The 21,246-nt window shown below is 43.3% G+C and carries 22 protein-coding genes; 10 read left to right on the plus strand and 12 right to left on the minus strand.

Going from position 1 to position 21,246, the window contains the following annotated elements:
* Nucleotides 1-15: 15 nt before the first annotated feature.
* The 3 genes from C8D84_RS00915 (at nt 16) to modA (ending at nt 1,786) form a co-directional block, all read left to right on the plus strand.
* Complete coding sequence (locus C8D84_RS00915) at nt 16-306, plus strand: MoaD/ThiS family protein (RefSeq protein WP_109589346.1); 291 nt, start codon at nt 16-18, stop codon at nt 304-306.
* Between the two features lie 59 nt (nt 307-365).
* On the plus strand, nt 366-857 hold the full coding sequence (locus tag C8D84_RS00920) for a molybdenum cofactor biosynthesis protein MoaE (RefSeq protein ID WP_109589626.1): 492 nt from the start codon (nt 366-368) through the stop codon (nt 855-857).
* 83 nt (nt 858-940) lie between these two features.
* On the plus strand, nt 941-1,786 hold the full coding sequence (modA, locus tag C8D84_RS00925) for a molybdate ABC transporter substrate-binding protein (RefSeq protein ID WP_109589348.1): 846 nt from the start codon (nt 941-943) through the stop codon (nt 1,784-1,786).
* Between the two features lie 24 nt (nt 1,787-1,810).
* On the opposite strand, the gene C8D84_RS00930 is transcribed toward modA, so the two are convergent.
* A complete protein-coding gene (locus tag C8D84_RS00930) occupies nt 1,811-2,290 on the minus strand; it encodes a hemerythrin domain-containing protein (RefSeq protein ID WP_087814482.1) in 480 nt (159 codons plus the stop codon).
* Between the two features lie 63 nt (nt 2,291-2,353).
* Between C8D84_RS00930 and C8D84_RS00935 the strand changes: the two genes are divergently transcribed.
* From C8D84_RS00935 to C8D84_RS00965, 7 genes are all read left to right on the plus strand, one after another.
* Nucleotides 2,354-2,794, plus strand: a complete 441-nt coding sequence (locus tag C8D84_RS00935) for a CopD family protein (RefSeq protein ID WP_045447163.1) — start codon at nt 2,354-2,356, stop codon at nt 2,792-2,794.
* A 122-nt stretch (nt 2,795-2,916) separates the two neighbouring features.
* Nucleotides 2,917-4,617: a phosphoethanolamine transferase gene (locus C8D84_RS00940; protein WP_109589350.1), complete on the plus strand. Its 1,701-nt coding sequence runs from the start codon at nt 2,917-2,919 to the stop codon at nt 4,615-4,617.
* 40 nt (nt 4,618-4,657) lie between these two features.
* Nucleotides 4,658-5,344 carry a response regulator transcription factor gene (locus C8D84_RS00945; protein ID WP_109589352.1) on the plus strand — a complete coding sequence of 229 codons (687 nt, stop codon included), beginning with the start codon at nt 4,658-4,660 and terminating at the stop codon, nt 5,342-5,344.
* Between the two features lie 72 nt (nt 5,345-5,416).
* A complete protein-coding gene (locus C8D84_RS00950; protein WP_109589354.1) occupies nt 5,417-6,763 on the plus strand; it encodes a sensor histidine kinase in 1,347 nt (448 codons plus the stop codon).
* A gap of 141 nt (nt 6,764-6,904) precedes the next feature.
* Nucleotides 6,905-7,378 (plus strand): diacylglycerol kinase, encoded by a 474-nt coding sequence (locus C8D84_RS00955; protein ID WP_109589356.1) that lies wholly within the window; start codon nt 6,905-6,907, stop codon nt 7,376-7,378.
* Nucleotides 7,375-8,166 (plus strand): PAP2 family lipid A phosphatase, encoded by a 792-nt coding sequence (locus C8D84_RS00960; protein ID WP_228244393.1) that lies wholly within the window; start codon nt 7,375-7,377, stop codon nt 8,164-8,166. Before C8D84_RS00955 ends, C8D84_RS00960 begins: the two co-directional genes overlap by 4 nt.
* Nucleotides 8,167-8,340: 174 nt before the next feature.
* Nucleotides 8,341-8,955 carry a YceI family protein gene (locus tag C8D84_RS00965; protein ID WP_109589358.1) on the plus strand — a complete coding sequence of 205 codons (615 nt, stop codon included), beginning with the start codon at nt 8,341-8,343 and terminating at the stop codon, nt 8,953-8,955.
* Nucleotides 8,956-9,046: 91 nt separating this feature from the next.
* On the opposite strand, the gene C8D84_RS00970 is transcribed toward C8D84_RS00965, so the two are convergent.
* From C8D84_RS00970 to betA, 11 genes are all read right to left on the minus strand, one after another.
* Nucleotides 9,047-9,460 (minus strand): PaaI family thioesterase, encoded by a 414-nt coding sequence (locus C8D84_RS00970; RefSeq protein ID WP_109589360.1) that lies wholly within the window; start codon nt 9,458-9,460, stop codon nt 9,047-9,049.
* Between the two features lie 29 nt (nt 9,461-9,489).
* Nucleotides 9,490-10,032 (minus strand): DUF3124 domain-containing protein, encoded by a 543-nt coding sequence (locus C8D84_RS00975; protein ID WP_087814475.1) that lies wholly within the window; start codon nt 10,030-10,032, stop codon nt 9,490-9,492.
* A gap of 43 nt (nt 10,033-10,075) precedes the next feature.
* Complete coding sequence (locus C8D84_RS00980; RefSeq protein ID WP_109589362.1) at nt 10,076-10,777, minus strand: potassium channel family protein; 702 nt, start codon at nt 10,775-10,777, stop codon at nt 10,076-10,078.
* Nucleotides 10,778-10,834: 57 nt separating this feature from the next.
* Nucleotides 10,835-12,595 (minus strand): TrkH family potassium uptake protein, encoded by a 1,761-nt coding sequence (locus C8D84_RS00985; protein WP_109589364.1) that lies wholly within the window; start codon nt 12,593-12,595, stop codon nt 10,835-10,837.
* A 373-nt stretch (nt 12,596-12,968) separates the two neighbouring features.
* Nucleotides 12,969-13,910: a DMT family transporter gene (locus C8D84_RS00990; RefSeq protein WP_109589366.1), complete on the minus strand. Its 942-nt coding sequence runs from the start codon at nt 13,908-13,910 to the stop codon at nt 12,969-12,971.
* Nucleotides 13,903-15,099, minus strand: coding sequence for a flavin monoamine oxidase family protein (locus tag C8D84_RS00995; RefSeq protein WP_109589368.1), 1,197 nt, complete (start codon nt 15,097-15,099; stop codon nt 13,903-13,905). Before C8D84_RS00995 ends, C8D84_RS00990 begins: the two co-directional genes overlap by 8 nt.
* Before the next feature lie 42 nt (nt 15,100-15,141).
* Complete coding sequence (locus C8D84_RS01000; RefSeq protein ID WP_060491615.1) at nt 15,142-15,564, minus strand: hypothetical protein; 423 nt, start codon at nt 15,562-15,564, stop codon at nt 15,142-15,144.
* A gap of 200 nt (nt 15,565-15,764) precedes the next feature.
* Nucleotides 15,765-16,253: a hypothetical protein gene (locus C8D84_RS01005; protein ID WP_087945714.1), complete on the minus strand. Its 489-nt coding sequence runs from the start codon at nt 16,251-16,253 to the stop codon at nt 15,765-15,767.
* Between the two features lie 202 nt (nt 16,254-16,455).
* Nucleotides 16,456-16,947 (minus strand): M48 metallopeptidase family protein, encoded by a 492-nt coding sequence (locus C8D84_RS01010; protein ID WP_109589369.1) that lies wholly within the window; start codon nt 16,945-16,947, stop codon nt 16,456-16,458.
* A 190-nt stretch (nt 16,948-17,137) separates the two neighbouring features.
* Nucleotides 17,138-19,183 carry a choline BCCT transporter BetT gene (gene betT, locus C8D84_RS01015; RefSeq protein ID WP_060491617.1) on the minus strand — a complete coding sequence of 682 codons (2,046 nt, stop codon included), beginning with the start codon at nt 19,181-19,183 and terminating at the stop codon, nt 17,138-17,140.
* 257 nt (nt 19,184-19,440) lie between these two features.
* Nucleotides 19,441-21,141 carry a choline dehydrogenase gene (betA, locus tag C8D84_RS01020; RefSeq protein WP_109589630.1) on the minus strand — a complete coding sequence of 567 codons (1,701 nt, stop codon included), beginning with the start codon at nt 21,139-21,141 and terminating at the stop codon, nt 19,441-19,443.
* Nucleotides 21,142-21,246 lie beyond the last annotated feature (105 nt).

Consider the following 21,246-nt stretch of genomic DNA (forward strand, 5'->3'; position numbering starts at 1 on the left):
ATAAAGGAGATTTCTATGAGCACTTTAGTAGAAAGCAATACAGGTTCAGAGATCAATACCATGATGAATATCAACGTTTTATACTTTGCCAGCTTAGCCGATGAAGCCAATTGTCACGAAGAAAAAATCACTGTGCCTCAGTCGACTTCATTGACCGAACTGTACGGACAACTACGCCAAAAACATCGCTTCAGTCGTCCGCAGTCGGAGCTACGCGTGGCAGTAAATGACTATTTTGCCAAATGGACAGATGAGATTTATGAGGGTGATAGTGTGGTTTTTATCACCCCAGTGGCTGGTGGTTAAAACCATTTAACTATCATCTGTATCACTAAGAATCTTAAAAACAATAAGAGAAAATGGTTATGACAGACAATGTACACGGTCAATCGATGAGCATTAAACGTACCATTGATGAGGCGTACCTCATCGCTGAACGTGATGGTTTTGCGCTGTTAGATACCGATATTGATGAAAATCGGCTTAAAAGCACCCTTGATAATGACAGCTGCGGTGCGTTTGTCTGCTTTGAAGGACGGGTACGCAATCATAATAATGCCAGTAGCGTCAATCGTTTGACCTATTATGGCTACGAAGATCTTGCCATCAATCAAGGTCGCGCCATTATTGAAGAAGCCAAAAAGCGCTTTGAGATTACCCATGCCATTGCCATCCATCGTATCGGTGCATTAGAGATTGGTGATGTCGCTATTTGGGTTGGCGTGGTTTCCGCCCATCGCTATCCTGCCTTTGATGCTTGTCGCTGGATATTAGATACGATTAAAGCCGACATTCCAGTTTGGAAGCAAGAATATTACCAAGATGATTCATCTAAATGGCTTAGTAATAATGGGTAATAATGACTACTCAAAGCGATAGCTAACCTTTAGCAATAACAGTGAGCGACACTAGCGAGCAATAATAAGAAGGTTTTATAATAATGATTAAACTAATAACCATATCATCAGCTTGCTTAGTGTTAACGCTAACCGCTTGTAGCAAAGAGCAAACCGCTGAGCTTGTTCAATCGGACGCCGACAACGCCACTGAACAAAGTCAAACACTGCGTATCGCAGCGGCTGCCAACTTATCAGATGTATTGCCTGAGATTATTGCTGCTTATCAAGCGGATAAAACTCCACCTGCACAAGCGATTGACGTGACTTATGCCTCTTCAGGTAAGTTATATGCGCAGATTACCTCTGGCGCACCTTACGATATATTTTTATCCGCCAATCAAGAATTCCCTGCCAAACTTGCCAAAGAAAAACTAGATAACGCAAAATCTGCTGACGAAGCAACCCATGAGCCCTTTACTTATACCCAAGGTCAGCTGGCACTTTATAGTGTTAACAAATCCCTTAAAGGACTCAATCCTACTACCTTAAATGCATTATTGATGTCTGAATCTGATAGCAAAATCACCATTGCCAATCCAGAACTTGCCCCTTATGGCAAGTCGGCACAAGCCTATCTACAAACACAAAAAATCTTTGACACGCTCACTGAGCAAAGTCGCATTATTCAAGCTGAGAATATCGGGCAAGCGTTTCAATATGCGCACACTGGTAATGTCGATTATGGCTTTGTCGCTCAATCACAACTGACAGCGATTAAAGCCACGCCTGAGCAGTTCTATACGTTAGCGCCACACACTTATCCCCCTATTTTGCAAGACGGGTTGGTGATTAGTGACACTATTGCCGCGACCGATTTTTCAAACTATCTGCGCTCGCCTGCTGGACAACAGTATTTTTCTGACGCAGGATATCTCGCTATAGAGTAAGACAACTTTGATAAAAAACGTGCTCTAGCGGTTCTCATCGGAGCGTTTGATACTGTCTGGACTGGCATCATAAATAGCCTCTAATTCTTCTGTTGTCAGATAGCGCTCAACGATAGGAAACAATTCTCGTTCTTCAAAACGAATATGATCGTATAGCAAGGTGGCGAGTTCTTTGACTTGTCCAACGGTGACGTGATTGCTTTGAGATTGCGGCAAATCTTGAACCTCTGCCATGAGTGCATGCAGGGACTTGTGCTGCGCATCAAGTGTATTTAGTACCGATGCCACCTCAGGTTTGGAGCTGCTATGAGGCTGTAAGGCATGAGCCATTAGATTGTCTTCAATCTGAAAATGCTGTTGCATCTCGTTAATATAAGACGTGATATTTAGCCAATGCTCGGCAATTGCGTTAGGTTCATCAGCACACTCTTTAGCATGGCGAGATAGATTCAGACCTAGATGATGTTGACGAGATAATGGTTGCAATTGTGCGGCGCGTTTCATGATTAAGTACCTCAGTTAATCGACATAAAGCCCTATGTCAGTGGCATTTAAGGATTGTTATCTATGCTTAACTATATACTCATACTACACTTGTTAGGCGCTACTGTCTGGACAGGTGGTCATCTGATTTTGACCTTGGTGGTCTTACCAAAAGCACTATCATCCCGAAATATTGATGGTCTGATGCAATTTGAGCAGCTGTTTGAAAGGGTTGGGATGCCGGCTTTGGTGCTGCAAATAATCACTGGACTTTGGATGGCCTACCAGCTATTACCCAACATTGCTGCATGGTTTAAACTTGATAATGATTTTAGTATTCTTATTAGTCTCAAATTACTATTATTGCTAATGACTGTTCTGGTTGCCCTGCACGCTCGTTTCTATCGAATACCCAGATTGTCTATTCACACCCTGAAAGGATTTTCAATCAATATCATATTGGTCACTTTGTTTTCTGTCGCCTTTGTTGTCGTTGGCACGCTCTTTCGCACAGGATTAAATTAGGATGTGTCATCGTTTAGGTTATTGATATGTCTTAATATCTTATTGAATTCAACCACCTTAACATCTTCTTAACAGCGTACTTGTTACTGTAAGGCATTACACTCCTGTTGAGAAGTACTTGTATGTCAATATCTCAAGCCGCCAAAATCGATGCGCCCAAAGCTAATAAAAAAAGCCGCTCCCTAAGCAAGCTCTATGATCGTGAGATCAATCTCAATCATCTGATCATAGTCGTGGCTCTGTATTTAGTAGCGTCGGCGAATATTGGCTTTTTCGAGCAGGTACTTAGCGTTTACCCATTTAACACAAACACGGGCTTTATTTTTTCCATCATAGGCTTATTATTTGGGCTGATGTGGTTGGTGTTGTCACTGCTATGTTATCGCTCAACGGCAAAAGTAGTGCTTATCATAATGGTGCTGATTGCAGCCATCTGTGGTTACTTTACCGACGCCTACGGGACGATATTTAATCGTGATATGCTCATTAACGGCTTACAAACTGATCAAGCAGAAGCCATGGGATTGATGGCACCCAGTCTATTTATTCGCCTGTTTTTAGTAGGCATAGTGCCTGCTTTCATGATTGGCAACATTCGTCTAAAGCGATTATCTTGGCAACAAGCAACCCTTCAAAAATCAGTCACCCTATTATTATCTATCGTATTGATAGCGGTGTGTCTGGTGCCATTTGGTGACCAATACGCCAGCTTTTTTCGCCAGCACAAAATAGTCCGTAGTTATGTCAATCCTATTACTCCTGTTTATTCTGTCATCAAACTGGGTACTGATTATATCGCTGAGCGCCGTCGTCCCGATACGCTAATCCCTCATGCCACAGATGCAAAGCGTAGCATTTCTTTTAACACTAGCAACAGCACTGTAAAACCTAAGTTGATGGTATTTGTAGTAGGAGAAACCGTTCGCGCTGACCATATTGGCTTAAACGGTTATGCGCGCAACACCACGCCTTTGCTTTCAAAACAATCAGACATCTACAGCTTTAAAGACGCCTCGTCATGCGGCACATCCACCGCCTATTCAGTACCCTGCATGTTTAGCTACGCCAATAGAGAAAATTATGACCCTGATAGCGCTAGCTATAATGAAAACGTGCTCGATACGCTACACAAGCAAGGCGTCAAGGTCGTTTGGCGAGACAATAACTCTAGCGCCAAAGGGGTGGCTGACCGCGTAACTTTTGAGGATTATAAAACAGCCGCGCTCAATCCAGATTGTGATATTGAGTGTCGAGACATAGGTATGCTTGATGGTTTTGATAAACTGGTTAAGTCAGGCAGCTCACAGAAAGACACACTTATTTTGCTGCATCAAATGGGCAATCATGGACCCGCCTATTTTAAGCGCTACCCTAAAAATTTTGCAGCATATAACCCTGTCTGTATGACCAATGAGCTATCAAAATGCGATAACCCATCGGTTATCAATGGTTATGACAATGCCATTCGTTATACAGATTATTTTTTAAATAGCGTGATCGATACCTTAAAACCCTATGAGCAAGATTATGAGGTGATGATGGTATATATTAGTGATCATGGAGAAAGTTTGGGCGAAAACAATATTTACTTGCATGGTCTGCCATATGCTATTGCGCCAAATGCACAAAAGCACGTGCCAGTGATTATTTGGTCACCGACTGGCAACGGCATTGATAGCAGCACTATTGCTAACAGTAGCCTAGCTAACATGATTGATCAGCCCGTATCACATGATTTTATTACGCCAACCTTGCTTCAGTTCTTTGGTATCACCACTGACGAAACCAAAGCAGCACCCACCTTTTTTAAAGTGGCTAATTGAATTCTTTATCATCGCTCCGCCTTTTTAGGTAATAATACTCATGTACAAGATACTAATCATTGAAGACAATCCCGATATCGTCGCCAATATTTATGCTTTTTTTGAGCCGAAAGGCTTTGAGCTAGACAATGCCCATAATGGCATTAGTGGCTTAACGCTCGCATCGAATAATCGATATGACGTCATCTTGTTAGATGTCATGCTGCCGGGTATGCATGGCACTAAACTGTGCAAAAAGCTCAGGGAAGAGCTGCATGACAAAACGCCAGTATTGATGCTGACCGCTCGCGATACGATTTTAGATAAAGTGGCAGGATTCGATAGTGGCGCTGACGATTATCTGGTTAAGCCTTTCTCATTGGTGGAATTAGAATCTCGTATTAAGGCTCTCATACGCCGACATAAAGACGATCATTTTGAGCATGGTTTAACCGTTGGCACATTGTCTTTAAATCATAGTGAGCATACGATTACACGTGAAGGTAAGTCGCTAAAACTCACACCCACAGGCTTCAAAATACTACATACCTTGATGAGTGCGGCGCCGCGCGTGGTTAGCAAAACCGAGCTGGAAGAAAAAGTATGGGGCGAAGACATACCAAGCAGTGATGCACTGCGTACTCACATGCATGGGGTCCGTGCGCAGGTAGATAAGCCGTTCGATAAAATCATGATAGTCACGTTGCCTAGTGTCGGTTATCAGATTATTGATCCAGATAAAGCCTAAAAAATCATCGTCTAACGTCCTTATTTGACTCTTACTGTCTTTCATATCTTCTTTCACAACGAAGTAAACACCATGTTTAATATCGACTCCATCGCCAATAAGTTTCGACTCTCCTACTTGTTATTTGCCCTATTACTGTGTGCCACTTTCGTCAGTATTTTCATGTATGCCGAAGTCAGAATGGAGCAACAGCTGGTCAAAGCTCGCTTATTGCAACAGTTAGAGCTTAGCCAAGAAAAAGAAGGCGATCAGCCTATTTATACCGCTGAACCGGGTATTAAAATTTATCGCTTCGATAACGCACCGAGCAATCTACAAAAACTGGCCACCCAAACCGTACAAGAGATGCCCGTCACTGTCACCACTAAAAATGGTCAATCGACGACAGAGTTACATTTTTTTAATTATAAAAAAGACACAGAAAACTACATTTTAACCTACTTAGAAAACACTGAAATGGTGATGGGGAATTACCCTGTTTTGGCCATATTTGAGCATTTAGAAGACATATTTGCCAATGCCCTAAAAATAGCGGTCATTTTGAGCTTATTGATTGCAGCGATATTTTCATCGCTGTCCTCCAAGCAAATCATTAAACCTTTATTAGACTTAAAGCAAGCCGTAGAAACAGATCATCGCAACTTGACGGAATTGACACATCTGCCCTCCGAGGTTGGCGTGTTAGCACGCGCAATCGATGAAAAAAACCACAAACTTGAGCAGTACCTCAAACGCGAGCAGCTATTTACTGGTGATGTCAGTCACGAGCTGCGCACGCCTTTGACGATTATCATGGGGGCATCAGAAGTATTGTCCTCACAACTAGAAAACGACCCTCACTTGAGCGCATTTGCCACTCGTATCAGTACGACCGCCAAAGAAACCTCGGAGATTATCAGCGCCTTATTATTGCTGTCTCGTGCTCCTGAAAAACTGGATGCACCAGCAACGTCTATCAATGACATCGCGTTAAATGAAGTACAGCGCTTAAATTACTTGCTTCGCCATAAGTCAGTCACTTGTAAAATAGTCGCAGAACAGCTGTATGTCGCACACGTACGACCTGAACTACTAAAAATGGCACTGGGTAATTTGATAAAAAATGCGTTTCAGTACACCGATGAGGGTGAGGTCATCATCACTATCGATGCTGAAAAAATCACCGTCACTGATACTGGTCTAGGTATTCCTGAGGTGATGATGCCGCTGCTATATGAGAGATTTGAGCGTCTAGAGCAGCATTATAAAGACATCTCATTGGATACAGAATCGTCATCGGCAGCTGACGCCCATTATCCAGCAGAAGGCACAGGCTTGGGACTCAGTATCGTACAGCGCATCATGACACATATGGGCTGGCAGCTTACCCATCAAGTCAATCCGTTAGGTGGCAGTACCTTTATCATCAATTATCATTAGAGCAGATCTCTATTTTAAAAAAGCTTAACGTTTTCTTAATGCCTACCCGCTTATACTTAGGGCATATTAAACATTCGACCATGGTTAAATGATTAATATTTATCGCATACCTTGATATTAATAGACTGTGAAGCATTTGATATGAATAAAGCAAATCCTATTAATCTTGAAAACCAGTCGACGAGTCGTGGGGGTTTAAGCCCAATAGCAGGCAAAAAACAACTGCTACCTCATAGCTATGCCAGTGAGGCCAAGGGTAAAACAGGATTTTACCGTATTATAAAAGCCGCTGGTTACTCTCTGGACGGCTTTAAAGCAGCTTACAAATTTGAGGCGGCTTTTCGACAAGTATTTTGGCTCAATCTCATATTATTCACGGCGATTATATTGTGCCCTTTCACTATCAGCGTCAAAATGCTACTGGTCGTTGCTTCTTTCTTATCGTTAATTGTCGAACTCATTAACACGGGAATCGAAACCAGTGTCGATCACACATCGACCGCCAAGCATCCATTGGCAAAGATAGCCAAAGATGTTGGCTCTGCGGCACAATTTTTGGCATTACTACTGCTATTTATCTTGTGGATGATGGCATTATTGAGTGTTGTATTTTGAAAATATATTCAGCCAATGGAGTTTGGCTTAAACTCCTATGCTTGACCATCATAGCGACACTGTTGTTTGAGCACAGCCAATTAGACATTCATATTAGCAAGCTTTTTTACACTAATGGACACTGGCTACTAGAAAAAGGCACACAACCTTTTGCCTTTATTTTTTATGACTTGCCTAAATTGCTACTCATCTTGCTTGGCATTTATCTCATAGCCGTTCTAATTCTGAGACATAAACAGAATTCAGACATCAATCTGGTAATAAAAAATGCTCAGTACGATAAACGGCTCACGCCTTTATCCACGCGTGAAATAGGTTATCTACTGCTTGTTTTAATTGCCGTTCCCAGTATGATTGCGCTACTCAAAGGTGTCACTCATGTCAGTTGCCCCAATCATTTAATACTGTTTGGTGGCGACCTGCCTTATCTAAATATTTGGCAAAATATAGCCGCTAACACGCCTGCCAAGTGCTTCCCAGCGGCTCATGCCAGTGCCGGATTTTCTCTATATGGCTTGGCATTTTTACCCACTCTGCATCAGTATCGCTATAGAATATTTGAAATAGTCACGGTCGTAGGATGGACGATGGGATTGTATAAAATGCTGTTTGGTGATCACTTTTTTAGTCATACATTAGTATCGATGCTTCTGTCATTGACCATAACCTGCGCACTTGCAACGCTATTTTTTAAATATCCAGTAGCGAATAAAGCCAACAGTATCAATGCTAATGGCAAAAAATCTGATACGGCAAGCTTTCAAAAATCGTCGAAAACCCAATCTTAGCTGTTGAATAATAGCCAAATTAACAATGATATCCTTATAAAAATAAAGCTACTAAGCATTTGATAAATAATGTATAAATAGTTATTGCTGACTGACTTAATATTGAGTAACAGCATGGATTGCGCTCGTCGACGACGTTCTTTATTTATCAATAGCCCGCAAAGGAATGTAGCTATGAGCATCCTATCTTTTATTCTAAAAAAATCAAATATCTACCCTTTACTAACATTGACATTATTAATAATAAGCGCTGCACATAGCAGCCATGCCGCCAGTTATACCATCAATCCTGCTGGCACCCATGTGCGCTTTGCCATTGAACGCTTCCAATCCCCTGACACTGCGGGCGGCTTTTATAATGTCCAAGGTCAACTGCAATATGACTCAAGTTTAAAAACTGGCAATATCTCCTTGGTCATTCCGATCAGCTCTCTAAATACGGGAAATAAAGCATTTAACCAGACTTTGACAGGCCCTAGCTTCTTTGATATGCAACGCTTTCCGTTGGCACGCTTTGATTCTAACAAATGGTATTTTAGCCAAGACAAATCACGCCCAATGGTCACAAAAGTAGACGGTCATCTAACGCTGCATGGCGAAACCCATCCTATTAGCTTAACAGCGACTAAGTTTGACTGTTATCTACATCCCGCGCTCAAAAAAGATATTTGTGGTGGGGATTTTACGGCGATGATTGATCGCACCAAATGGAATATCGATAAATATGCGTGGTTTGGCGTCACTAAAAACCTTCATTTAAACATTCAGGTCGAGGCAACCAAACAGTAGCAGTCCTTATCAGCATTAATTTTATGACATTAATTTTTATAGCACTGCTTTTTTAGAGACTGTCCTCATTTTAAAAATGGGCTAAAAATAGCTAAACGTGCTGAGGCGGTACGGAATACGTGCCAACTACGTGAGCCACCATGTCGCGAGAGCCTTCAGAATAAAGTGCAACCTCGCCAACGATTAGCGTGCGACCTACTTTTATCAACATACACTCAGCGATAATACGTGCTTCTGCTGAGGGTTTGCGCAGGAAGTTAATGGTCAAACTCGTCGTCACCGTTAATGGCACAATACCTATTTTACCAAGTATCGCCACATAGAGAGCCACATCAGCGATGCTCATCAATACTGGTCCAGAGACCGTACCACCGGGACGCAATTCATTGATACCAATATCGTGTGATAAGGTCGAGCGATTGTCGCCGACTGCCTCGATGACACATTTGGTTTGTGGAAATTCCAACGCCATAAAGGCGACAATTTCTTCTTTGGTTGCAGACATATCCCTTCCTTGGATTTCATTATCCTTAATCAATGCACCACTGGCGTACCTTCTGTACTAAATGCAAAGCCTTTATTGCTAAAATTACCGATCATCACCGCCTCAATGACGGGCTTGACCGTCTCGTCTATCCCTTCGACTTCAATGATAAAGTTGGCGCCCGATCCGCCTTTATCCTCTTCTTTTTCGACGATATAATTGAGCGTGGCCATTGCTGGAAGCTCAATCGGTTTGTTTAAATAGGATTTGATAAAGGTTCCATCAGTGCCATAGTAGTCAATTTTATTGATATACAGTGATTTTTTTAGCGTGGTATTGCGTACACTCAGAGTCGCTGATAGCAAGACTTTACGATTGTCTCTGTCGGTATAAATGTCAGAATAAATGGGCACATAAAAGGTTTGTTTATAGGCAAACTGGCTACGATCAACAGCTGTTGTCATCTCCAGCTCTTGAATGGGGTCTTGATGTTTTTCTGAATATAACACGTTCGGGTCTTGCGGCGTCTGATCACAGCCTGACAACAATGCCATCGTCGCAAGCAACAAAATGGATATAGTGCGCTTACTCATAAGTTTCCCCTTTGCCTTTTCATGTCACGGCTGTTGCAAATGTTTATTTGATTTTTACACCGACACTACGCAGAAACTCGTTGATATGTTTGTTAGCACCGTAGATGACCAATACGTCTTTCTCTTGCAATACTTGCTCAGGCGCAGCCAAACCTTTAATACTAGGCTTACTTTGCGTACGACCAAAGCTGTCTTCATAATACTCATAGCGCAGGGTACTAAGCAATCGAATATTGAACTTTTGCTCCAACTGCAAGTCATCAACGGTCTGACCAATCAACGACTTGGGAATGCTAATCTCTACCATACTGAAATGATCACTCAGCTCAAACGAGTCGACGAAATAACGTAGCGACAGCCGTTTGGCCCAGCGATTGGCCGCCTCTTTTTCAGGATGAATAAGGTCGTCCACACCGATAGCTTGCAACACTTTTTCGTGCAGTGGATTGATACTACGGCTGATCAAACGTTTCGCTTTTAGGGTTTTAAATAATGCCGTCGCCATGACGTTTGCGCCTTGGTCTTCACCGATTGCGACAATAACGATATCGGTGTCGATAATCGGTAAACCATTGACGGTATATTCATCCGTGGCATCCATACAGATGGTATGAGAGATGACTTCCTTATACGCCTCAACCTTTTGCATGCTGCTGTCAATGGCAATCACTTCGTGCCCCTGACGGGTCAAAGCCATGCCTAGCGATGAGCCAAAGTTCCCTAACCCTACGATGATATATTTCATAACCTTATTAACCTTTTTCAGTATTTTTTAATGATGAAATGGCTTATTTACGACCATTTAATTGATCGTGATTTCTTCAGTTGGATAGCGATAATTGCGCTGGCGTCTATTTTTAAGTAGGGCAATAAAGATGGTCAACATGCTGACGCGCCCAACAAACATAATGACAGATACCACCATTTTGCTAAAATCTGATAACTCTGTCGTCAAATTCAAACTTAATCCCACCGTGCTGTAAGCTGAAAAACACTCAAAAACCACCTTGATTAAATCAAGCTCCGGTTGATCATAGCTGATGAGCGTCACCCCCATACCGATGACCAATAAAGACAGCCACATAATAGAAAATGCACGGCGAATCGAGATATCAGCAATCTGGCGCTTAAAGACCTCAACATTGGTCTGACCACGTGCCAAACTCAAAGTGTTTAACAGTGCAATCGCAAACGTACTGGTTTTGATACCACCGCCCGTCGAGTTTGGCGAGGCACCAATCCACATCAAAAATATCGTCAACATAATCGTGGGAAACGCGAGTTCACCCATGTCGATGGTATTAAATCCTGCGGTTCGCGGCGTGGCAGCAGTAAACAGCCCTGTGACAAGCTTACCGAAAAAACTGCGATGGTCTGCCAGCACATTGTTATATTCAAATATCATCACACCGATGAGACCTACCAGCAATAAAGCGCCCGTCGTAATCAAGGTTATGCGGCTATTAATATTAAGCAACCACGGTCGATAAATATAACGCTGATCATGGCGATATATCAGGCGCTCGGCACGATCACGTAAATAACGCAGCACATTGACCACAATGACAAAACCCATGCCACCAAAGATAAAGGTCGTGGCGATAATCAGTTGTAATGGATAATTAAAACGTAGCGCGTCATCATACATGCCAGCGCTAAATGTAGAAAATCCAGCATTACAGAACGCAGAAATCGCATGGAAAACAGAGAAGAATAACTGCTCAGACCAATCCATATCCGGTATGTCATAAATGCTAATGTAAATGAGTGCCGCAGCCGCTGCCTCAACGGCAAACGTCACATATAAGATGGATTTGAGGGTCGATACCACATCACCCATGCCGCGCATGTAAGACATCTCACTGATCCTCGCCTGCGTCTCATAACTGACACCGCCCTTAAAGAAATAACTAAAATACGTCACAAAAGTCAAAATACCCAAGCCGCCGATCTGTATCAGCCCCATGATAATGACTTGCCCAAAAGTTGTGAAATAAGTCGCCGTATCTACCACGATGAGACCAGTCACACAGACAGCACTGGTCGCGGTAAAGAGCGCATCAATGAAAGACAGCGGCTGCGTCGTTGCATTGGGCATCATCAGTAGCAATGCACCGACCAATACCAATGACAGGAAGCTTAAGATAAAAAACTGTGCAGGGTTTAGAAAGGTACGATTGAGATTAAAATCGTGGTCAGATATTTCACGAATAAAGGTCACAAAGACGGCAATTTTGATGGCAACGAAGCCATCAACAGCGACCGACATCCCAGAGCGCACCAAATCAGTGAAATGCGCTACCAGTAAAATGACAATCGCGATACTGGTCAGTAAGTCAAAGACCGCGACTTTATTTAGGGTCAGTGGCTTTTTGCTATAGAGGTAACGCCCTGCCGTCACAACAAAGCCTAAAAAAATAATCGCCAGATAAAAAATATGGAAAACCTGTTGTAGCCACATCGGCAGCGTGAAACCACTGTCTAATAAAGCAATGGCTACGCCGATAATACTAATGACAATCGTGACATTATTTAACAATCGATAACGCTTGGCTGCATGCATCGCCCTAATCCATGATAGGAATAACCACGATATTTATACTCCTTTTTTGTGTTACTCACAAAAACTGATTTTAGATAATCGTAACCAATTATGATGCCCTGTTGAACACTCATACCTAGCGATGTTGATTGCTAAAATAGCTGTAGATAAATTATAGATTGGCAGTAACGGTAATATTTACGTTTTAACGAGGTTTTGTGAAGTTGGATTAGATAAAAAATGATTATTGTGAGGGTTGCATAGTGGCATTTCTACATAGCGACATTTCTACATGGCTACATTTTTGGATAGTTGCAGTGCAAACATATGCTCTAGTAGCGTCATTAGTCTATAGATTGGCGTATTTATGAGCGCTATATCCCAATAATCATCTTTACGTAGTTTCCGTCGATGTGGTCGCCATTTTCACCCCGCCCCATGTTACCAAACCAACGCCCAGTGCGATCAATGAGGCACCCAAAAACAACCCTTCTGGTGGCATCTCACCCTGCAGAAAAATAGCCACTGGCACACCGACAACTGCGCCGACCGAGCCTAATAAGCTTAATAAAACAGGACCGCCAGTTTTTTGTAGTAAAAACAACAATAAGAATTGACCCGCAAATACGGCGGCTTGTATGCCAATCAAACCTAGCGGCAACCAGTCTAGCGGCATATTGACTGAAAAATTAGGCAATACACTAAATGACAGTAGCAACAGCGACGCCGCGATTAGCATACCTGGCGCGAGTGCACTAGGTGATGCCTTATCAGGCCAGCGTAAGGTGCGATATATATTACCAATAGCCAATAATACTGGACCGCAAAGCGCGATCAAAATCCAAAAAGTACTGGCGTCTGGCGTCGAAAACTTACGTGCTGCCAATACTCCTGCGCCAAGAAGCGCCACGGCCACACCCAAAGCACGGACGATATTAAATCGCTCCATCCTCAGTGCCAATGCGCCAAGATAAGTCAGCAATGGTGGAAGCGAGATAATGAGCGCGACGAAACCTGCACCTACATGTGGAATAGCCGAAAACAGTAGTAAATTAGAACCTGCAACACTGATGAGCGCCGCCACAAAATAGTATTCAAAGCTACGCGCATTTAAGGGAGGTAATTCGTGCCGTATGAAGGCAACGATCAATAAAATAGCAGCAGCGCCCGTGATGGACCAAAAGAGAAATGCCAGTGGTGTAACACCTATCTCACCAGCATATTTTGCCAAATTGGTAGAAATACCAATCAGACCTCCTCCGCCTAACAAGCAAGCAAAAGGGATGAGCCATGTGCTGGTGTTGCGAGAAGCTTGCTGTTCTGAAGACTCACTCATCAACTATCCTATTGGATGGTGACGCTGATGACGATAGCCCATCAGACAAACTTAAATCTAAACCTTGTACTGCCTTATGTGCCGCGTCGATAGCACCAGCAATATAACCAGAGAATGACTCTGACCATTCACTAGCACTGCCCGTTAGGCAGTCTTGCCATACCCCTCTATTTGGCTTAGCGTTCGGTGCGACAGCATGTTGACTAGCATCACTGGCATCAGCAGGCGTCGCTGTCAATGAATCTTGCGCCCAGTCTTTCAGATACTCAGCCGTTGGCGTCTCTGCCTGTGCGCCAAATAAACGTACCAACTGCGCGCGGCAATGGGCTTTTAGCTCTGACTCAGAGACGCTTTGACGGACGTGAGCAGGAACCCCAAAGAAGCCAAATAATGCACCTTTTCCCTCTACCAAGGACGCATCATGAATCTCAGTAAGCGGTCCTACTGCACTGCGCGCTGACCCTGATAATCCTTGATTGCGCCAAAACGGCGAATCATAAACCGCCACATATTTGGCATGTGGCGCCATCCATGTCGCGGTCTCTTGCCATTCTGTTATCAACGCCTGTGGTAAAGCAGGTTCAAAATTAATATTAGCCGCTGCCAAACGAGGCGGTAGCGCAAGGAGCACATGCTGCGCGTGATAAGTAGTTATTTGACCAGCTGTCATCTGTTCAGCGCTGCTCTCGCTCTCTATGTTGATACAGCGCTCAGTCTTGATCACACACTTTACGATTTGCCCTGTGATCATGCGCGTAGGATTTAAGCCCGCATACAGAGCATCAATGAGCGCTGCCATACCACCGACGAGGCGCATAGACGGTGGCGAGCTTTGATAGCCTTGGGTACGGATAGGTAACTGATTGGCAGCACGTTCAACCATCATGTCGCCGTCCTCGAACTGCGCAAAACGTGGTAAATCTAATGCCTCGATAAGACTGCTCAACTGCGGCTGATACTCTGGCCAAAACCACGATGGCCCTAAGTCGAAGCCATTGTTTGATTTTTTATTATCGACACTTTGACTACTAGCATTCTGATCTACTGATGATTTCGCAACAGCGATGCGCCCTCCCAATCTATCACGCGCCTCAAGCAATATACAATCGATGCCTCGTTGCTCTAACAAAAACGCTGCATATAAGCCACTCAAGCCACCACCGATAATTGCAATAGGTAGGCTTTGCATAACAAATCATTCCTGCTTAGTTGAAGCTATTCAGTATCGAAGTTATTCAGCCAACAACTTGGTAAGCAGCTCGTCTATCTCAACCTTAAACTCTTTATCTTCAATCTTATTAGCCGTAATTTTAGCATTCTGTAGATTTAGAATAGCCGCATCCTTTTCACCCATTTCGATCTCTAGAACCGCCATAGAAAAGGCAATCGATGACATGTGGTCTTTTGAATTAATCGCAGTCGCTTTGGCTAAGGCCTTGTCATAAATAACTAAGGCTTCGTCTAAATCTTCGGTAAAGTCAGCCAATGTTTCCCACTGTTCTGGATGGTCTTTATCGGTATTTTCATTATCATTACAAATGGCTTCTAATTCAGCATAAAACCCATCAAATGCTGCTTGATTGCCTATACGATCAGCTTCCAATAACTCTTCAGCTAAGGTATAAATTGCTTTATAAATTTTGGTATTAATCATTGCTCATAACCTTTTATGAATTAGGATCTATGGTACTTGTTTTTCAGCCAAGAGTACTTGGCGAATATTACTTGGTAAACAGTGCTTAGCTGGGATTATAACGCAATTCCACTAGCCAAAATGACTGACACAAAAAAAGGATGCGATAGTCGATATCACACCCTTTTTATTCATCAAACTACTAATTATTTTTTATCTGCCTAAAAGCTCATTATCTTGGTGGTTTGATCGACCATTAGCGCCCCGATATCAGCAGGATCAGCAGCACTCACGCCGTCAATCAGTGCCGACTGGTCAATACCCTTACCCGGTAGATAAAGTGCACAAACCTCAACCTTGGTATTGGTATTTTTCATGACCATTTGCATCAAACCCTGTGGGCTCATATTTTTAGGCGGTTGTGCTGTGGTCACACTTTTTGGCGCATCACGGAGTGCCATATCACCGGCTGGACCGCAGAGCAATACTCGAGTATTGGCACCTTGCTGCGCGGATTGCATGGTCAGTACCATCGACATCAGCTGCACTTGAGCATCCTCTGATGTCACATTTATCAACACCGATGGCGTCGGTTTTTTATTCTCTGGAATGACGTCACTCTTTTGTGACATAGCATTGGTCGCTGTACAGCCAACCATCAGTGAGGCGGCGCTTATAGCAAGTGCAGTAGCAACTATCCGTTTCATCATCTTCTCCATTTATCAACAATCATTAAAATCATCGTTATTAAATTATACACTAAAATATATTAATAAAAGGTATAATATTATTTATGATAAGAAAGTTATGATAAGAAAGTTATGATAAGAAAGTTATGATAAGAAAGTTATGATAAGAAATACAATCTGTGGCGTGTCCTCATTTTGAGAAGAAAAGAATACAGCACTGCGATCAACTCAGTTCGCGCCAGTGCAGCCACAACCGCGTATCAAGCTCAAACTGATGATACTCAGGCTCCATATGACAGCATAATTGATAAAACGCCTTGTTATGGTCGTGCTCTTTAAAATGCGCCAACTCATGCACAACAATCATGCGCAAAAACTCAGGCGGCGCTTCCTGAAATAAACTGGCCACGGTAATGCTGTTATGCGATTTGAGCTTGCTGCCCTGTATGCGAGACTGGGTGGTATGAATACCCAGCGCATGTTTGAGGATCGTTAATTTACTGCTATAGCTGACATTCGATAGCTGTCCCACTTTGCGCATATATTGGTTTTTTATCTCATTGATATACTGATAAAGCGCCTTATCACTTTTTATTTGGTGCTGAGTGGGATACTTTTTTTCTAGATACGCGCCCAATTTACCATCGCTAATCAGCAATGCCGCTTGGGTTTGAACTTGCTCAGAATAATGAGCGATATACTTTAATGTGGTCACAAACTTATCCTTTGCTAATATTTCGAAACTGATAATCCGAAACGTATCTTTATATATTTTACCCTATATCTACTTATTTTATTTTTCATAAAACAACCCCATAAGCTGCATTCAACTTATGGGGTTGTTTGTTACGATGTTTTTACTTAAGTGTTTTTACTTAAATATTCAGGACGTGTTGATAAATCAATTAACGCTCTAAATGTAGATACTGCAAATGGCGCTCGTACTGATTTAAGATATCGACCAATACTTGCTCTTTGGAGTAACCTACCAAGTCATACTCTTGTGAGCCTTCACTCAAGAACACTTCGGCACGATAATAGTACTCTGCATTCTTAGTTGATGTGCTCAATGTAAAGTTAGGACGCTCAGCTTTGATCAAATTCACTTCATAAATAAAGTCGTCTTCATCGCCATGTCCAACTCGCAATTTTAGACCATCTATTTGACCGCTACTTTCATCCATGCCTTCATCTATATCTTGTCCGATATGTTCAGGATTACGGATGTCCAAAGAGGTTTTTAGACCGCCTGCCGCAAATTCTTTTTCAACTTCCGTCATGGCAGGTCTAACCACATTTTGTAAAAAGCGTTCAACTTGAGCATGTCTAGGGAAACTGACGATACGTTGCAAGCGTGCTTTCCAGCTCTTACCACTATCCAGCACATTAGCCGTACCAATCGTACTGGCCTTACGTTTATTGCCTTCCTCTTTTAGCGACTTCCACATTGACATCATATAGAGCACAAGAATGAGTGAGAATGGCAAACCTGCAATCACAGATACTGACTGCAATGACGCAAAGCCACCAGCAAATAATAATCCTAAAGTGATAAGACCCGTTGCCGCTGCCCAAAACAGACGCAACCAAACAGGAGCGTCAGTGTCATTGGTCATGCCGCGTGAGCTCAAATTCGCTAATACTAACGCGCCTGAGTCCGCTGAGGTCACAAAGAATACTAGCCCGATAACCACACCAGCGAATGATAAAACGTCACTGTAAGGAAAATACTCAAACAAGGCAAACATACCCATGGCGGCGTCATTAACAGCGATTTCACCAAGCTCAGTTGCCCCATTAGCAACCAAGTCTATCGCCGAATTACCAAAGATAGAGAACCAGGCAAAAATGAAACCAAGCGGAATAAACATCACGCCAAAGACAAACTCACGTAAGGTACGACCACGGCTAATACGCGCGATAAATAGACCAACAAACGGTGCCCAAGCGACCCACCATGCCCAGAAAAAGATTGTCCAGCCTGACTTCCAATCAGCACCAGCAGTACCGTCATAGGCATATACATCAAAAGTTTTAAAGAGAATGGTTTGGAAATATTGACCAATATTTTGGGTAAAGGTATTCAGCAAATACACCGTATTACCCATCACCAATATGGCGATTAATAGTAATATCGACGATAGCATATTAAATTCAGATAAGCGGCGTACGCCCTTTTCCACACCTGTCATCGCCGAAATAGCCGCAGCAGCAACGACACCTACAATAATAAGCGTCTGTACTGTTTTGCTCGATTCGATACCGAAGACATGAGTCAGTCCAGCATTGGCTTGCAATACCCCAATACCCAAACTGGTGGCGATACCCATTAAGGTGCAAACAACACCAAAGGTATCAATGCCATCGCCAAGCCAGCCCTTAATTAAACGCTCACCAAAGATAGGCGTCAGTGGTGAACGCAGTGCCAATGGCATGTTTTTACGATACGCAAAATACGCCAGTGCCATACCGATTAAGGCATAAATACCCCAACCGTGTAGACCCCAATGTAAAAAGGTTTGCGCAAGTGCTTCGCGCATGGCTTCTGCACTGGCAGGCTCCAGCCCCGTATGCGGCGTTAAATAATGCATCAATGGCTCAGAGGCACCAAAAAACAGTAAATCAATACCGATACCCGCAGAGAACAGCATCGCGGCCCATGCTAGGAAAGGAAACTGGGCTTTTTCGTGATCTTGCCCAAGCTTGATATCGCCGTATTTAGAAAAACCAACAAATAGTGCAAATATACTATAAGCGGCAACCACCAGCATGTAATACCAGCCAAAACTCTCTGATACCCATGCCATGCTTGAGCTTAACAATGTCTCACTATAATCTGGAAACGCAATCGTCCAGATAATTAATAAAATAGAAATAATAGCTGAACCTAAAAAAACCGTCTTGTTTAGAGTCAGGGGTTTCGTCGCATCTTTTGATGGCGAGCTGTACATAAAAGACCTCAATAGGTAAATTAAACAGGGTCTGATATTGATTTGTCCGTCATAACTTGATGACTGTATGACGCACAAAGCAGTACCAATAAATGAAAATTGCGATGTAAATAAAAATTTAAATGACAATCAAAGGCAGCCACAACAGTATTAAAAATATTTAATACGTTAGCGCTGATGAAAAAGACCTTTGCGTGGAAAGGTCTTCTTATTGAAATTGCTTATATATTTCATTGCCTAATAGCTCATATAGCTCTTTAGACAGTAGAGCGGTAAGCGCGCATCGGCTCAGTTCTAAGCGGTGCACCATTGGCAACGTAATAGTCTACCGTCGAGCGTGGCAACTGCTTGCCGCGCATCTTATCGACGATTTTTTCGGCAAGCATAATGGTGGTGGCGTTTAAATTACCACTGATGATATTTGGCATAATCGATGCATCAACGACGCGCAAGCCATCGATGCCGTGTACGAGTCCTTCGCCATTGACGACTGAATCATTACCTTCACCCATCGCACAGGTACACGACGGATGATAAGCCGTTTCGCTATGATTACGGACATATTCGTCTAGCTGTGCGTCGGTCACTAGATCATCCGTTGGCGCAATGGCGCGACCACGATAAGGATCGAGCGCTGGCTGATGCATAATTTCACGGGTGATACGCATTGCCGCACGGAACTCGTGCCAGTCTTGGTCGTGAGACATATAGTTAAACAAGATGCTCGGATGCACGCTTGGGTCTTTTGAGGTCAGCTTGACGCGACCACGACTTGGCGAGCGCAATGAGCCCACGTGCGCTTGGAAACTGTGCGACTTCACTGCACTACGACCATCGTAGCGCACTGCTAATGGCAAGAAGTGGTACTGGATATTAGGATGGGTAAACTTCTCATCGGTACGAATAAAACCGCCACCTTCAAACTGATTTGAGGCGCCAAGTCCTGTGCCATTAAATAACCATTCGGCACCAATGGCTGGCTTATTCCACCATTTATTGGCAGGCGCAATCGACACTGGCAGCTTACATTCGTACTGCATATACAGCTCTAAATGGTCTTGTAGATTATTACCAACACCCGGTAAATCTAAAATCTCATTGACACCCAAATCTTTGAGCCATTGACCAGAACCAATACCAGAGCGCTGCAATAATTGCGGCGAGGCAATCGCACCTGATGAAACAATCACCTCACGAGACGCGTAGAAATTCTTGGTTTGACCTTGATGTTCTACCTTAACGCCGACAGCGCGCTTGCCATCGAACAAAATCACGTCAGTCAATGCACCCGTTAAAATGGTGATATTGCTACGCGGTTTGGCACGGTCGAGATAACCGCGAGCAGTCGAAGCGCGGCGACCATTAGGCGTGACAAAGCGGTCCATCGGCCCAAAACCTTCTTGCTGATAGCCGTTTAAATCATCGGTACTTGGATAGCCTGCTTGCACGCCTGCTTCGATCATCGCTTGGAACAGCGGATTGACCCCTGGTTTTGAAGTGGTCATCTCGACAGGACCACCGACGCCATGATAGTCATTTTCACCAGCATCGCGATTCTCTAGCTTTTTGAAATACGGCAAGCAGTCCAAATAGGTCCAATCTTCTAAACCTTTGATTTTCGCCCAATCGTCAAAATCCAAGGCATTACCACGGATATAACACATCCCATTAATCAGTGATGAGCCACCTAACCCTTTACCGCGACCACAATCCATGACGCGGTTATTCATATAGGGTTCAGGATCGGTTTTATAACCCCAGTTATAAGTAGTACCTTGCAACGGCATAGCGAGCGCTGCTGGCATCTGCGTGCGAAAGTCTAAGCGGTGGTCTGGGCGACCCGCTTCTAACAGCAACACCTTAATGTTGGCATCTTCGGTCAAGCGGGTGGCCAGCACATTTCCTGCTGAACCTGCGCCGACGATGATGTAGTCATATTCAGGTGTGGTTGATGTCATAAAACGCTCCATAATATTAAAAAATCCATCATTTCATATCAGTAAGGCGGTGCCAAAAGGACAAATTAGTCCTAATAATTCAGCCTTACCGTTTTAAAAATTTCA

It is taken from the genome of Psychrobacter immobilis, from assembly GCF_003148585.1.
GTDB lineage: Bacteria > Pseudomonadota > Gammaproteobacteria > Pseudomonadales > Moraxellaceae > Psychrobacter > Psychrobacter immobilis.

Bases quoted from the DNA above. Each gene is read 5' to 3' on its own strand.
- C8D84_RS01005 (WP_087945714.1), bottom strand. From the start codon at position 16,253: ATGATGAAACGGATAGTTGCTACTGCACTTGCTATAAGCGCCGCCTCA.
- betA (WP_109589630.1), bottom strand. From the start codon at position 21,141: ATGACATCAACCACACCTGAATATGACTACATCATCGTCGGCGCAGGT.
- C8D84_RS00920 (WP_109589626.1), top strand. From the start codon at position 366: ATGACAGACAATGTACACGGTCAATCGATGAGCATTAAACGTACCATT.
- C8D84_RS00950 (WP_109589354.1), top strand. From the start codon at position 5,417: ATGTTTAATATCGACTCCATCGCCAATAAGTTTCGACTCTCCTACTTG.
- C8D84_RS00985 (WP_109589364.1), bottom strand. From the start codon at position 12,595: ATGCATGCAGCCAAGCGTTATCGATTGTTAAATAATGTCACGATTGTC.
- C8D84_RS00915 (WP_109589346.1), top strand. From the start codon at position 16: ATGAGCACTTTAGTAGAAAGCAATACAGGTTCAGAGATCAATACCATG.
- C8D84_RS00955 (WP_109589356.1), top strand. From the start codon at position 6,905: ATGAATAAAGCAAATCCTATTAATCTTGAAAACCAGTCGACGAGTCGT.
- C8D84_RS00990 (WP_109589366.1), bottom strand. From the start codon at position 13,910: ATGAGTGAGTCTTCAGAACAGCAAGCTTCTCGCAACACCAGCACATGG.
- C8D84_RS00935 (WP_045447163.1), top strand. From the start codon at position 2,354: ATGCTTAACTATATACTCATACTACACTTGTTAGGCGCTACTGTCTGG.
- C8D84_RS00930 (WP_087814482.1), bottom strand. From the start codon at position 2,290: ATGAAACGCGCCGCACAATTGCAACCATTATCTCGTCAACATCATCTA.
- C8D84_RS00995 (WP_109589368.1), bottom strand. From the start codon at position 15,099: ATGCAAAGCCTACCTATTGCAATTATCGGTGGTGGCTTGAGTGGCTTA.
- betT (WP_060491617.1), bottom strand. From the start codon at position 19,183: ATGTACAGCTCGCCATCAAAAGATGCGACGAAACCCCTGACTCTAAAC.
- C8D84_RS00970 (WP_109589360.1), bottom strand. From the start codon at position 9,460: ATGTCTGCAACCAAAGAAGAAATTGTCGCCTTTATGGCGTTGGAATTT.
- modA (WP_109589348.1), top strand. From the start codon at position 941: ATGATTAAACTAATAACCATATCATCAGCTTGCTTAGTGTTAACGCTA.
- C8D84_RS00980 (WP_109589362.1), bottom strand. From the start codon at position 10,777: ATGAAATATATCATCGTAGGGTTAGGGAACTTTGGCTCATCGCTAGGC.
- C8D84_RS00965 (WP_109589358.1), top strand. From the start codon at position 8,341: ATGAGCATCCTATCTTTTATTCTAAAAAAATCAAATATCTACCCTTTA.
- C8D84_RS01000 (WP_060491615.1), bottom strand. From the start codon at position 15,564: ATGATTAATACCAAAATTTATAAAGCAATTTATACCTTAGCTGAAGAG.
- C8D84_RS00945 (WP_109589352.1), top strand. From the start codon at position 4,658: ATGTACAAGATACTAATCATTGAAGACAATCCCGATATCGTCGCCAAT.
- C8D84_RS00975 (WP_087814475.1), bottom strand. From the start codon at position 10,032: ATGAGTAAGCGCACTATATCCATTTTGTTGCTTGCGACGATGGCATTG.
- C8D84_RS00940 (WP_109589350.1), top strand. From the start codon at position 2,917: ATGTCAATATCTCAAGCCGCCAAAATCGATGCGCCCAAAGCTAATAAA.